Annotated in this window: 14 protein-coding genes; 4 read left to right on the forward strand and 10 right to left on the reverse strand. The window is 63.3% G+C overall.

Translation table 11 applies throughout. The annotated features are described in order from the left end of the window. Positions 1-9: 9 nt before the first annotated feature. Positions 10-984: a quinone oxidoreductase family protein gene (locus IEY62_RS14950; RefSeq protein ID WP_189019208.1), complete on the reverse strand. Its 975-nt coding sequence runs from the start codon at positions 982-984 to the stop codon at positions 10-12. A gap of 132 nt (positions 985-1,116) precedes the next feature. Here IEY62_RS14950 and IEY62_RS14955 point away from each other — a divergent pair, with 132 nt between their 5' ends. Further along, positions 1,117-1,554, forward strand: a complete 438-nt coding sequence (locus tag IEY62_RS14955) for a MerR family transcriptional regulator (protein WP_229785337.1) — start codon at positions 1,117-1,119, stop codon at positions 1,552-1,554. A 9-nt stretch (positions 1,555-1,563) separates the two neighbouring features. On the opposite strand, the gene IEY62_RS14960 is transcribed toward IEY62_RS14955, so the two are convergent. After that, complete coding sequence (locus tag IEY62_RS14960; protein ID WP_189019210.1) at positions 1,564-2,061, reverse strand: DUF4188 domain-containing protein; 498 nt, start codon at positions 2,059-2,061, stop codon at positions 1,564-1,566. 96 nt (positions 2,062-2,157) lie between these two features. Here IEY62_RS14960 and IEY62_RS14965 point away from each other — a divergent pair, with 96 nt between their 5' ends. Next, a complete protein-coding gene (locus IEY62_RS14965) occupies positions 2,158-2,733 on the forward strand; it encodes a TetR/AcrR family transcriptional regulator (protein WP_229785339.1) in 576 nt (191 codons plus the stop codon). Positions 2,734-2,774: 41 nt separating this feature from the next. Here the strand turns inward: IEY62_RS14965 and IEY62_RS14970 are convergent, their stop codons facing one another. Continuing rightward, positions 2,775-3,467 (reverse strand): SRPBCC family protein, encoded by a 693-nt coding sequence (locus IEY62_RS14970; protein ID WP_189019214.1) that lies wholly within the window; start codon positions 3,465-3,467, stop codon positions 2,775-2,777. Continuing rightward, positions 3,460-4,110, reverse strand: coding sequence for an ArsR/SmtB family transcription factor (locus tag IEY62_RS14975; protein ID WP_189019216.1), 651 nt, complete (start codon positions 4,108-4,110; stop codon positions 3,460-3,462). Before IEY62_RS14975 ends, IEY62_RS14970 begins: the two co-directional genes overlap by 8 nt. 151 nt (positions 4,111-4,261) lie before the next feature. Here IEY62_RS14975 and IEY62_RS14980 point away from each other — a divergent pair, with 151 nt between their 5' ends. Continuing rightward, on the forward strand, positions 4,262-5,194 hold the full coding sequence (locus IEY62_RS14980) for an RluA family pseudouridine synthase (RefSeq protein WP_189019513.1): 933 nt from the start codon (positions 4,262-4,264) through the stop codon (positions 5,192-5,194). 68 nt (positions 5,195-5,262) lie between these two features. Here the strand turns inward: IEY62_RS14980 and IEY62_RS14985 are convergent, their stop codons facing one another. After that, a complete protein-coding gene (locus tag IEY62_RS14985; protein ID WP_189019218.1) occupies positions 5,263-5,802 on the reverse strand; it encodes an O-acetyl-ADP-ribose deacetylase in 540 nt (179 codons plus the stop codon). Between the two features lie 54 nt (positions 5,803-5,856). Between IEY62_RS14985 and IEY62_RS14990 the strand changes: the two genes are divergently transcribed. Next, complete coding sequence (locus tag IEY62_RS14990) at positions 5,857-6,498, forward strand: DedA family protein (protein ID WP_189019220.1); 642 nt, start codon at positions 5,857-5,859, stop codon at positions 6,496-6,498. Position 6,499: 1 nt separating this feature from the next. Here IEY62_RS14990 and IEY62_RS14995 read toward each other — a convergent pair whose 3' ends face one another. The 5 genes from IEY62_RS14995 to IEY62_RS15015 all read right to left on the reverse strand — a co-directional run bounded on the left by IEY62_RS14995 (position 6,500) and on the right by IEY62_RS15015 (position 12,959). Continuing rightward, entirely contained in the window at positions 6,500-6,805 is a 306-nt protein-coding gene (locus IEY62_RS14995; RefSeq protein ID WP_189019222.1) for a hypothetical protein, read from the reverse strand. A 105-nt stretch (positions 6,806-6,910) separates the two neighbouring features. Further along, a complete protein-coding gene (gene ppc / locus IEY62_RS15000; RefSeq protein ID WP_189019225.1) occupies positions 6,911-9,712 on the reverse strand; it encodes a phosphoenolpyruvate carboxylase in 2,802 nt (933 codons plus the stop codon). Between the two features lie 156 nt (positions 9,713-9,868). Continuing rightward, positions 9,869-11,128, reverse strand: coding sequence for a glycosyltransferase (locus IEY62_RS15005; protein ID WP_229785341.1), 1,260 nt, complete (start codon positions 11,126-11,128; stop codon positions 9,869-9,871). Next, positions 11,125-11,982 carry an ATP-grasp domain-containing protein gene (locus IEY62_RS15010; protein ID WP_229785344.1) on the reverse strand — a complete coding sequence of 286 codons (858 nt, stop codon included), beginning with the start codon at positions 11,980-11,982 and terminating at the stop codon, positions 11,125-11,127. The genes IEY62_RS15005 and IEY62_RS15010 overlap by 4 nt, the downstream gene beginning before the upstream one ends. Positions 11,983-12,044: 62 nt before the next feature. Then, positions 12,045-12,959 carry a PIG-L deacetylase family protein gene (locus IEY62_RS15015; RefSeq protein WP_229785345.1) on the reverse strand — a complete coding sequence of 305 codons (915 nt, stop codon included), beginning with the start codon at positions 12,957-12,959 and terminating at the stop codon, positions 12,045-12,047. Positions 12,960-12,971: the final 12 nt, after the last annotated feature.

Below are 12,971 nucleotides of genomic sequence, written 5' to 3' on the forward strand. Positions count from 1 at the left end.
TGGACAGGGTCACTCCTTGAAGGTGGCGCCCATGCGGACTGCAAGCTTGCCGGTGGTTTCGCCGCGTTCCAAGGTCGCGAGGAGATCCGAAATCTGGTCGACCTCGCCCACCCTCGTAAGATCGACGCGTATCAGGCCCTGGGCAGTGGCTTCGAGCGCCCATTTCAGGGAGGTCGTCCCTTGCCCGGGGTGCTCGGCCAGCCACGCGCCGACGTTGAACCCTGCAGTGGTTTTGTTCTCTATCCAGTGGGCCATGGAACTGAGGGCGACGTCCGGGGCTTGCGATGCGTTCCCTACGCGGACCAACCGGCCGCCTCCACGTAAGAGGCGGAATCCGGCCTCAGTGGCGGCACCCCCAACGGGGTCAACAACGATGTCGTAGGTACTTGATGGAATTGATTCCAATTCACTGCGCAAATAGCTGTGATCGTATCCAAGCTCGCGGGCGATGTTTTGTTTGGCGGACGTACCAACAACGGCGTCCACGCGGCCCGCGCCAAGTGCTCGTGCAACCTGCGCGAATTGAGAACCCAAACCGCCTACGCCTGCGTGGACAAGCAGGCTATCCCCCGCGGAGAACCTGGCAACCGTGGTCAAGGCGAGGTGGGCTGTGACGGTGTTGACGGAAACCACCGCGGCGAGGTCGACGCCAAGCCCGGCGGGGATGGGGGAGACGAGTGCTGCCGGAGCGCAGGCGACGTCAGCGAATCCCCCGGCAGCTGGCAGTATCGCGGCAACCTGCTGACCGACGTCGAAATTTCCGACCCCCTCCCCGAGCGAACGTACGGTTCCGCTAACTTCGAGTCCGGGCACGAAGCCGGGACCGGAGGGCATGGCTCCGTTGACCCAGAGAGCATCGATCAGACCAACACCGGCGTACTCGACGTCGATGCTGACCTGGCCGGCGCCCGGTTGGGGTGCGGCAAGTTCGCTGAGGACGAGCCCATCGAAGGATTGGTGGTGTGTGAGGACGAGCGCACGCATTGTTCTCCTGCAGGTCGCGAATGAAGGTGACGTGGTGACTGTAGAAGTTGGAGTCCACTCCAGCGCAAGCCACAAGCCGACGGTTGCCGGCCGCCCGCATGGGAGTGCACTTCAGGAACTACACTCGCAACCATGAACGTCGACAAGGGACTGGGGATCGCCGAGATGGCAGCCCTGGCCGGACTCAGCACAGATACCCTTCGCTGGTACGAACGCGAGGGCATCCTCCCTGCGGTGGGCCGTGGTTCTTCAGGGCAACGTCGCTACGGCCCGCGTGAGCGTGATCTCGTGCTGCTCCTGACCTCGCTCCGGGACACCGGAATGTCCACGGCCATGATGAAAACCTTTGTTCAGCTGCTCATGGAAGGCGCGGCGAGCCACGGGCGCAGAATCAACGTGCTGGAGCAGGCCCGGGAACTGCTGGAGGAACGTCGTCGCAAAATTGACCAAGCCCAGGCAGCGTTGGACAGCAAGGTTGAGCACTACAAAGAGTTGATCGCTGCAGGACTCGACTGTGACGGCGCGCCGGTGACAAGTGACATCCGCATGCTCCAGGCCGCCAGGAGCTAACGCGTTCGGCTACCCTTGGCCCCCGCGAGCCGCCGAGCCCATCCGCTGCTTTGCAGTGTTGGTCTCCGGGCCGATGGGAACCTGGGCTGTGGCTTTGGCCAGGCCAAACAGCGGCATGCCGTTGTACACCACTTCAATACCCGACGCCGGCACCTGGTACGTCTCGTGCCAGACGCCCACGTCCCCGCTGCCCGCGATCTCCTTCATGAACTTCCGCCAGGGCCCAAGGTGGGGCGAATCCCGGTCTGCAGCGAAGCGCCTCAAGTGTTCAGGGCTTTCCCAGTAGCTCAGGATGATGGTGGTGCGCCCAAACCACTGCTCACTGCCGAGCAGTCCGGCTTCGGGGTTGGCGGCCAGGTGCTGCATCATGGCGGGCATGGCCGAGGCCACCTTGGCTACCTTGCCCATCTTCCACCACCTGTTGGCCCGCATGCCGATGAGGAAGACCGTCACGTCGCTGCGGCCAATATCCGCGGTGAAGCGGCCGGGAAAGACTTCTTGTGCCATGACATTCCTTCTCTTGTGGATTCTCAGACGCTTGTGCATTCTCAGATCCAGTTTCATAACAGCGTTATGAAACAATGTTATGGAACAATGAAAGGCATGGCAAGACCCATAGTCCATGACCACCTGGTCCAGCAAAGGCTCCTGGCCGTCACCGCCGAACTCGTAGACCGCGAGGGCCCCTCCCGGGTGACCCTGCGCGACGTCGCCACGGCAGCAGAAACGTCGACGTCGGCCATCTACTCGCTCTTCGGCGGCAAAGCCCAACTACTGACGGCCGCGATCGACGACGGATTCCGATCCTTTGGCGAGTCCCAGCGCCAAGCAGCCCCGGGCGGCCTGTTGAACCTCGGGCGGGCCTACCGCATCTGGGCCCTGGACCACCCGGCGCTGTACCGGCTGATGTTCGGCGGCGCACTGGCCGCCTACGTTGAGTGCACTCCGACGCCGGAAGTCGCCTCCGACTCGATGCTCCCCCTGGTGGAGGCGGTCACCTCCGCACAGGAAGCGGGAAGGCTTCGCGCCCAAGACCCCACAGTGGTCGCGATGGCAATCTGGGGCCAGGTCCACGGACTGGTGGGCCTGGAGCTGGCCCGGATGAACTCTCCCGAGACCGACTGGGCGGGCATCTACGAAGCCGCCCTCGAATCGGTGGCCCGCGCCTGGGCCCCCTAACGCGCCCAGGCGCCCAGGCCAGGCGCCCAGGCAGGGGAACCCTACGCGTACACCTTCTCCAGGAACGCTCCCCAGGCCTTGGCCGTGAGCTCGGAGTCTCCGGAGCCACTGAAGTCGTGCACTGTCATCCCCACCGGTGCGCCAAAGACGTTCCGGCCGAAGAAGCGGTACATCGCGTCCGCGGTGCGCAAGCCGAGGAAGTTCTCATCGGAGAAGTCAACCTCGCCGCTCAGCCGCCCAACGCCGTCGAGCTCCAGGTCAACAGCAGTCCCGGCAGTGGCGCCATCAACTCCCAGGGCCGTCTTCAGCTGTACGAAACCGTCCGGCGTCTGCGATGAAGCCGGGGCCTGGATGTCAGTGAAGGTCACCGGCTTGCCGTCGAAGTACTGCAGATACTGACCCAAGGTGTGCAGGTAGAAGCGGGTGTGCTTGCTGGCGCCGTCGTACTGCTCATCCCAGTTGTCGGCGAAGATCCCGCTGTGGACGTAGTGCAGCTTGGCCCGGCCACCGTCCATTGGCTCGAGGACATGCTCCAACTGGTTGAACCAGCCGTCGGGGCCTTCCATCCGCGAAACCAGGTGGGTGGGGTACTCCTCCACCGTTTTCTCCGCAGGCCACTGGTCCGTGGGGAACATCCAGGCTGCGGTGTCGGCAGTAACGGCGTTCCACACGCGTTCCGGCGTGCCGGGCAGCTCGGTATCCGCCACGATTTCGAAGTTACGGTTGTCAGTCATTGCTTTGGTCCTTATCTGCTGGTTTTTCTGTTGAGGTGTCAGTCTGTGGTGGGGTCTTCAGTGCGGGGTGGAGGACGACGACGAGCCTGTGTTTGCGTCCGCCGCCCGCCGCCGTGGCCGAACCGCCGTCGTGGTACTTATCCACGAGGCGCGTCACCGCCACCCCAAGTTCTTCTGCGAATGCTGCGCGTTCCGCAGCGGAACGGAAAGTGATCTCGCCGTCGATGGCGAAGCTGGCCAACTTCTTCTTTGCCAGGGCCGCGCCGGAGATGAGCTTGCCCATTTCCTGAACGGTGCGGGAGGCGAGCGCCAGCAACCAGAACGCCGAGAAGCGGTCCGAGAACCGCCGCGGGTCCGGCGCAACAGAAGCCAGGGCGACGGGCGAGATGAGGTAGGACGCCGCCGTCGCGCGAACGACGCGCTCCGTGACATTGCCCTTGCGCCGCTCCTCCACCAACTCCACCAGGCCGTGGCGTTCCAAAGCTTTGAGGTGGTAGTTCACCTTCTGGCGCGGAAGCCCCACTTTGGCAGCCAGCTGCGTGGCCGTCGCGGGCTCGACGAGTTCCTGGAGGATGCGCGTCCGGATGGGGTCCAGCGAGGCTTCCGCCGCGGCCGGGTCCTCGATCACTTCGATGTCCAACATGCTTCCAGTATGGCCACCGACAACTTTTCTTGTCAAGAACTTTTTTGTGTTCGGTCAGCCTTTCCGTTGTGAGGCCCGCTATGCGCGATTCGCACACGTTTAAGGGCGCAGAGCGGGCCTCACAACGCACGGCCGGTAGAATTGTCCGGTGATGCAATCCCCTCTCCCCGTGCGCGACGGCGTGAACGCCACCCGCCTCCGCCTCCCGGACGAGGGGCCCTGGGTCACCGCCATGGACTACATGATGCATCGCTGGGGACACATCGACCCCCAAGGCATCGAGGACCGTTTCGACGCCGGTGAGATCGTGGGCGAAGGCGGCGTACCGCTGGACCGGAGCACCAAGCTGGAGGACCACACCTTCATCTGGTACTACCGCACCCTCCCGCCGGAGACGCGACTGCCAGTAGAAATCAACATCCTCCACCAGGACGAACACATCCTGGTGGTGGACAAGCCGCACTTCCTGCCCACCACCCCCGGCGGCACCTACATCCAGGAATCGGCGCTGGTCCGGCTCCGGAACCTCCTCGACCTCCCGGACCTCATCCCCATGCACCGCCTGGACCGTATGACCGCAGGCCTGCTGCTGCTCTCCACCAACCCGGAGACGCGCGGCAAGTACCAGGTCCTCTTCGAGAAACGCCAGGTCCAGAAGGAATACGAGTGCGTGTCCGCGGCGACGCCGGCCGCAGGATATCCCGCCGTCGAGTTCCCGGCAGTGGTCCGCAACCGCATGACCAAGTCCCGCAGCTACCTGCTCGCCGAAGTCATCCCCGGTGAACCGAACGCGGAAACGCGCATTGAACAGACAAAAACGTTCGACGCCGGCACCCACCAGCGCGCGCTGTACCGGCTGGAGCCACACACCGGAAAAACCCACCAACTCCGCGTGCACATGGCCTCGCTCGGGCTGGGCATCGTCAACGACACCTTCTATCCGGAGCTGCTGGACAAGGCTCCGGACGACTACACGAAACCCCTGCAACTCCTGGCCCGCGGCATCACGTTCGTGGACCCCATCACCAAACAACCCGTGGAATACCGCAGCCAACTCGAACTCAGCGAAGCCCACCCCGCCTAAAAGCAACGCGGGGTCACTTATGGCCCAAGTTTCGCCTCAGCATGGGCCATAAGTGACCCCGCGTTGCCTTAGTCGCCAAACACCGCCCGGAAGACCGCCGTCGTATCCTCGGAAAACAGCACGAACTCCACCAACTCCAGCGCGCCTGCCGCCGCACCGCCTGCCGCAGGCAACGACGCAAACGACTCGACGGCGTCGAAGGCCACCTTGGCAACCTGCCGGGCATCCCATCCATAAATACCGGCGCTGATAGCAGGGAAAGCAACTGACCGCGCACCCAGGCCGCCAGCCACAACCAGGCTCTCCCGGAAGCAGGACGCAAGCAACGCCGGGTCGGTCTGTCCGGCGTGCCGGTTCGGCCCCACCGTGTGGATAACCCACTGCGAGGGGAGCCTGAAACCGGGCGTCGCGACGGCGGACCCCACCGGCAGCCCGGCCGGCAGTTGGGTGCGGCGCAGTTCACGGCACGCCTCAAGAAGGTCCGGCCCCGCGGCCCGGTGAATGGCCCCATCCACTCCCCCTCCACCGAGCAGCGCAGAATTGGCTGCATTGACGATTGCGTCCACTGAACGGGTTGTGATGTCACCCTGCAGGATGTCGATGCGCATGCCCACAGTCTCACGCCCGCGCGGCGGGGTCGGCAAGTGCGGTACCTTGTGCCCATGGACATCACCGCCCCGGAGACATGGGGATCCGCTATCTACCTGTGGATCGTCCCCATTGTGCTGGGCGACGCCATCTTCCCGCCCATCCCCTCCGAAATGGTGGTCATCACCGGTGGAGCGCTCGCAGCCGATGGACATGCCAACTTTTGGCTGATTCTTTTCCTCGCCGCATTCGCCTCCTGGCTGGGAGACATGGCCGTCTTCATGCTGTTCAAACGGCGGATCAGCCATGTCCTGGATCGTTGGTCATGGGGCCGACGGGTCCACCGCGGGATCCACGAGGCCATCGCCAGAGCCGGCCGCTCCTCCACGTATGGCACTATCATCGGCGCGCGCTTCATCCCGGGCGGGCGGCTGGCGACGTCGGCCGCAGCGGGGATTGCCAACGTCTCGGTCCGCGGATTCGGATTGTGCGCCAGCCTGGGCGGAGTCCTGTGGGCTGTATGGCAGGTAGGACTGGGCTACTTCACCGGCTCCACCACCAAGCTGCCGTTTTGGGCCAGCTCCCTCATCGGCGTTGGCGTGGGCTTGGTGATCGGCGTGGTCGTGGGCCTGATCGTCACCCGGCGGCGCGGGAGCCGCTCCCCCGTGGAGGAACCGTTCGACGGCGACGTAGCCCGACCCGAAGAAGGCGTTTAGCCTAAACGGGAGACCAACGGCCGCGGCTGCGGCGCAACACATAGAGGCTGCCGGTCACCGCAACACGCTCGACGGCGTCACGCATCATCGCCGCGGACGTCCGGGCTTCGTCGTTCTCACCTGGGTAATCGCGGGCGTCCACCATGAAACGAAGGCTGATTTGCGGGACGCCGCCCACGATGTCCAATTGGTTCGCTTCGACGTGGTGACGGGTTTCCAAGGCTTCGACCGCTGCGGCCATGACGGCCTCCGGTGCGTTGCCCGGTTTGAGGCCAGTGATCTTCAACTTGGTCTGGAACGACGGCATCCCACCACCCTAACGCTCCCGCACGTCCCACGCTCTTGAACGGATCCCTCCCTCACTGGTGAGGGAGGGATCCGTGCTAGCCCGAGGGATGTGGAAGAGGGTTTGCTAGCCGGTGTTGCGCAGGCCGGCGGCCACACCATTGACGGTGATGAGCATGGCCCGCTGAAGCCGCTCGTCGATCTCGGCGCCGGAAACCGACTCCTCGCGGACCCGTCGGAGGAGCTCCACCTGCAGGTAACTGATCGGATCCAAGTACTGGTCACGGATTTCCAGGGAGCGCTTCAGCGTGGGCTGCGCGTCCAGCAGCTCCATCTCGCCGGTGAGCCGCTCCACCTCCGCCACCGTAAGTTCGTACTCGTCACGGATCATGTGGAACAAGCGGTGCAGTTCCCCAGGGACCAGCGAGGAAACGTAGTGCCCCGCGATCTCCATGTCCGTCTTGGCCAAGGTCATTTCCACGTTCGAAATGACCGACCGGAAGAAGTGCCAACGGTCCATCATTTCAACGAGTTGTCCGGTGTTCCCGGCCTCGCGGGCAGCCTTCAGCCCGGAGCCCACACCGAACCAGCCCGGGACGATCTGCCGGGACTGCGTCCATCCGAAGACCCACGGAATGGCGCGGAGTCCGCCGAGTCCAGCGCCGGAATCCGGACGCTTGGAAGGACGCGATCCGATGTTCAGGGAGCCCAACTGCTCCACCGGCGTGGAAGCCAGGAAGTAGGCAGGGAGGTCGGGATCGTCAATGAGCTTGCGGTACCGGGCAAACGCGGCGTCGGAGATGGTCTCCATGACGTTGGCGTAGCGTTCACGCTCATCTTCGGAGGTACGCGGAGTGCGGTGAAGCGCCGAACCCTGCATTACCGCGGCCAGGGACAATTCGAGATTCTCGCGGGCAAGTTCAGGAAGCGAGTACTTGTCCGAAATTACCTCGCCCTGCTCGGTGAACTTGATTTCCCCTTCGAGGACGCCGTTCGGCTGGGCCATGATGGCGTCGTACGTGGGTCCGCCACCACGGCCCACGGAACCGCCGCGGCCGTGGAACAAGCGCACCCGAACGCCGTGCTTCGCAGCAATGTCGCGCAGCTTGCGCTGGGTCTTGTGGATCTCCCACTGGCTGGTCATCACGCCGGATTCCTTGTTGGAATCCGAGTAGCCGAGCATGACTTCCTGGATGTCGCCGCGCAGACGGACCAGTTCGCGGTACGACGGATCGGACAAGAGCTGGTCCACGATCTCCGCCGAGGCACGCAGTTCCTCCACGGTTTCCAGCAGCGGAGCGAAGCCGATCTTGGCGTGGGGCTTGGCTCCGAAAAGGTCAAACAAACCGGCCTCACGGGCCAGCACAGCGGCAGCCAGCACGTCATCCGCGCCACGGGTCATGGAGATGATGTAGGTTTCCACCACGTCCGGGCCGTAGGTGTGCAGTGCTTGGCGGATGCTCCGGAAGACGTCATAGGTGCCATCTGCCGTGCCCTCGAGCTTGATCGGGTGGCCGGAGAGAGGCCGGCGCGATGCGAGCTCCGCACCGAGAAACGCGAACCGTTCCTCCCGGGTCAGTTCGCCGTAGGGCTTTTCTTCCGTGCCGAGGCGGTCCACGAGCTGTCCGACGGCGTCATGGTGGTGGTCGGCATGCTCACGGATGTCCAGGGTGGCCAGGTGGAGGCCGAAGGCGGCAATGGCCCGACGGACGCGCGCCAGGGCACCATCAGCCACCAGCGCGGCAGAGTGGTTCCGCAAGGAGTCCTCCAGCAAGCCGAACTCTGCCAGGAGCTCGGAGGTGGTGGCGTAGTCGCGGCCCGGTTGGTGGTGGGTGGAACCGGAAACCCGGCGGCCCGTGTTGATCAGCTTCGCTTTGATGCAGGTCAGTTTGAGCCGGTACGGTTCCTGGGCGTTCAGTTCGAGGATTCGCTTATCCAGGCCTGGCAGGTTCTTCAGGTCCTCCGTGATGGAATCAAGCAGCGCCTGGTCGGCACCGAACAAGGCCGTGGAGTTGGACAGGATCGAAATGAGCTCATCGATCAGGGCAATGCTGATCCGCACCGCATTCTGGTTCTGCAGTTGCAGGATCTCGCGGGTCACCGCAGCCGTAACATTCGGGTTGCCGTCGCGGTCACCGCCAATCCAGGAACCAAAGCGGAGAGGGGCAGCCGCTGCCGGCAGCTTCACACCGTGTTCCTCGAGGAGTTCCGAGAGATCTGTCAGCATCTCCGGCATTGCGTCGGTGAGGATGCTGTTCAAGTAGTAGATGGCATTGCGGGCTTCATCCACAGGGGTGGGGCGCACTTGGCGGAGTTCATCCGTCTGCCACATCTGGTCGATGATTTCGGCGAGCTGGCGGTCCTGGCGGCGCCTCGCCGAGGTGCCTTCCTCCGTAGCTTCGGCCAGGACATCGGAGAGCTTCCTGACCTTGTCCAGCACAGAACGCCGCGAAGCCTCCGTGGGGTGGGCCGTGAAGATGGGACGCACATCGAGTTCGTTGATGACATCCTGGAGAACTTGCGGACCTGCCTGCCCGGCGATCTCGGACACGGCCTTGGCCAGCCAGCCGTCCTTCTCCTGGCGGGTCCGGAGTCCACGGACGCGGTGCACTTGCTCGGCTGCGTTGCTGAGGTGGAAGTAGAACGCAAAGGCGCGGACCAGATCCGTCGCCTGGTCCAGTGGCAGGGAGGCGAGCAACTCGCGGACCTGGGCCACGACGTCGTGCGCGCTCCAAGGGCCCGTAGCATCCGCGCCGCCCCGTGCGGCTTCCTTTGATTCCTTGGTCAGCAGACGCACCTGCTCCACAAGCTGGAGCAGTTCCGGACCGTGCTGCCGAACCAGCGACTCCCCCAGAAGAGTCGAAACGCGACGCACATCGGCCCGCAGTTCTGCAGCGAGATCGGTGTCTTGATGGGCAGTGTGAACCATGGATGCATACCTTCGGGATCAGTTGTGGCCCGTACACTGCGCTGGATACTGTGAGCCGGATTACTGGTGTTTCCTACGGGATCTTACCCGGACACAACCCCAGCAAAGAATGCGTCTCAGAATTTGGCGCGGGCTTTTCGATCGCGCCGTAACGGTTTAACGGCCGGGCTCTGTTGCGCCCGCCGATATGACACCGGTTCGTTCCAACTTGTTCCAGCGGGCCGGACTGCCCCTGGCTTCCTTCACGATGGCACTTGCCAGGGCCAGCCCGACAAACACGGAATAGAGGGGCCACAACGGCAGCGTCCAAAGGAACCGAAGATCCCGCCAAGAGCGGTTCAGACCCACGGCAAAAATGACCAGGACAAGGGAGATAAACAGTCCCAACCATCCCAAAAGGGCCAAGGCTTCGGCCTTGAGAGGGCCACGGCCTGCGAGGTACAGGAAGGGCAGGACGGAGAGGACCGCCAACTGCAGGATTGGGATGACCACCATGGTGATGGAGTTGAAGACCAGGAAAATGCCGAATAACCCATACTGGCGCCGCCCGAGCATGCCCAAGTGTCGTCGGAGCGTCTGGAGCAGCCCGCGCGCCCACCGCACTCGTTGCCGCCACAGACCGCCGGGAGTTGAAGGGGATTCCGCGTAGACCAGCGCCCTGGGTTGAAAGCGGACACGGTAGCCCGCCCGGTAGATGCGCCAGGTCAGTTCGAGGTCTTCGCCGAGCGTCTCTTCATCGAAGCCTCCCATCTGCTGCACCAATTCGCTGCGAAACGCCCCAATGTTCCCCGAAACAATAGGCAGGCAATGAAGCAGGGACAGCGCCCGCCGCACCAGTCCTGTCCCAACGTGACTCAGGATCGCCAACATCATCGTTTGCAGTCGGTCCAGGTTCACAGGACGGTCATCACCGCAAACGGCACCTATGTCCGGATGGTCAAACCCGTCCAGCATGAACGTGAGGGTGTCCGGGGCGAAAATGCCATCAGCATCCACGAACATGAGAATGTCCCCGCGCGCTGCAGAGATGCCCAGGTTAAGGGCAGCACCCTTTCCGGCGTTGGACTGGGACAGGAAACGTACGCGGACGTGCTGGTCCGCGAGACCGGACATGATGGCGGCCGTTGAATCCGTGGAACCGTCATCCACCAGGATCACCTCAAGCTTCCGGTAGCGGCTGGCCAGAATCGACTCCACGCATTTGCAAATGACGACCGCCTCGTTGTACCCGGGAACGATAATCGATACCAACGGTTGACTGCTGACGATGGAATAGCGGTGCCGGGCTGGTTTTGACCGGTCAATCCACTCGAAATAGAAGGCCAAAGGCACGTACACAATCTTCACCCCGCCAAAGCCGAGGATCATCGCCCCTGAAAATTGGACAAATGCCAAAGCCACGTCCAGTAAAGTCACACAGCCCCTCCCAGCACCTGCCTGGCAGCGTACGGCCTCATGGCGTGAAGCAGGAGCTCCGGGGCATGGGCGCTGTTGGCACCGAAACGTGCGTTGATTTCCAAGACCACAGGCTGTCCGTCAGCCATGCGCCGGATGTCGATATCGACGGCGTTGGTCAGGCCCAACGCTTCAGCCGCTGCCATCGCGGTCCTGGCCACATCGGATGCCGCAGGCGGTCCCAATCTTTTGACCGAGACCGCGTTGCCCCAGCTTCCGTGCCTGAGTTCGGTTTTCTCCAGCACCACTACAAGGTTGTCGTCGTCTCCTGCTGCACCGCGATAAACCACTGGTGCGTATTCGGTTCCGGTTGCGAATCGTTGGACCAGCCAGGAGTCGTCCAGGGAACGCCAGACACGTTCGGCGTTCCGGCCGCCGTCGGTATGTCTTTCCAGAACCTGCACTCCCCGGCCACCACGGGAGACCCGTGGCTTGACGACGAGCCAGCCTCCCATCCTGGCCATGGCCTCGTTCACGGAGCTGAAATCCCCCGGCAACCCGAAGTCCGGCACTGGAACACCGGCATTGTCGAGACATTTCATGGTGAGGTATTTGTCGTTCGCAATGGAGACAGGCGCGGGATCCGCGATCAGCACATCCACCCCTGGAGCAAACCCTTCGCGGGCCAAGGACGCCGCCACCAACTCCTCACTCACGGTCGGAATGACGAGTTCAAGGCCATGGGCGGCCACGAGTCCCCGCAATTCCCACAAATAGCCTGGCGCATTCACAGGCGAAACAACTGCCACCGCGTTCGCACACGACGCGTGGACCTGGCGCATATCAACGCCCAGAACCCAATGTCCATGCTCCATCAGCTGATGTGACAACGAGAGTCCGGCCGGTCCTCCAACGCCTGTGACCAATACCCGCGCCATCAGAACTCCCCCACGGCCGAACCCAGCAAGCGAACAGGCTCAAAACCCTCGGCGTACGAGGTCTTCACCTGCGAACCCCTGAAAGCCGCGAGGCTGCGGACCCTTTCCGCGCTCATGTACGGCTTTCCTTTTTGGTTCCGGTGCAGGGCAACAGCATGGATCTTCACATCCACGTACCCGGCAATATCCACGAACACACTCGGGTCGAATTGCCGGGTTGACGAAGGACTCTCAAAACACAGGATGGAAGAGTGGCGGCGGGCTGCCCGCATGGTTGCGTTATGCACGGCTTGATGGTCCTGGTGGTAGTCGTTGGAGGAATGGGTCATGACAACGTCCGGCCGGAATTCGTTCATGAATACCTCAATCGCCTGCGTCATCTCCTGCCCGCACCCTGACAGGTTGGTGTCATGGAAATCCAGGACCTGGACTGCGGATACGCCCATGAAATCCGAGCCTGCCGCGGCTTCAACCCTGCGGACGGCGCTGTTCCCACCTTTGCTCCCGGAGCTCATCACCATGGTCCGGACCTCGTGGCCGGCATCGGCCAGTTTCGCCAGGGTGGCACCGCACGCCAACTCGAGGTCATCAGGATGAGCCCCTATGGCAAGGATCCGCCGGGGCTGCTTGGCCATTCCCGGTCCGACGCGGAGGGACGGCACCACAATGCAGGCACCGATCAAACCCGCTCCCACGGACAACCCTGCGTTTTCAAGCCACGGACGGTGCTCGGGCACCACCATCCAAGCTCCCAAAAGGAGCAGTAGAAGCGTGCCCGAGCCGACCAGGGCCCACTGAAGACGATCCGCCTTGCTGAACTTGCGGACGCACCAGCTGCGGCCTGCCGGGGTGGCGGCCCAAAAGGACACCAGTCCGCCCAGCAGGCAAGCAGCGGTGAAGAAAGAGGCCTTCATATTTCCCCCAGA

The sequence above is a fragment of the Paenarthrobacter histidinolovorans genome, assembly GCF_014647595.1.
Taxonomy (GTDB): Bacteria; Actinomycetota; Actinomycetes; order Actinomycetales; family Micrococcaceae; genus Arthrobacter; species Arthrobacter histidinolovorans.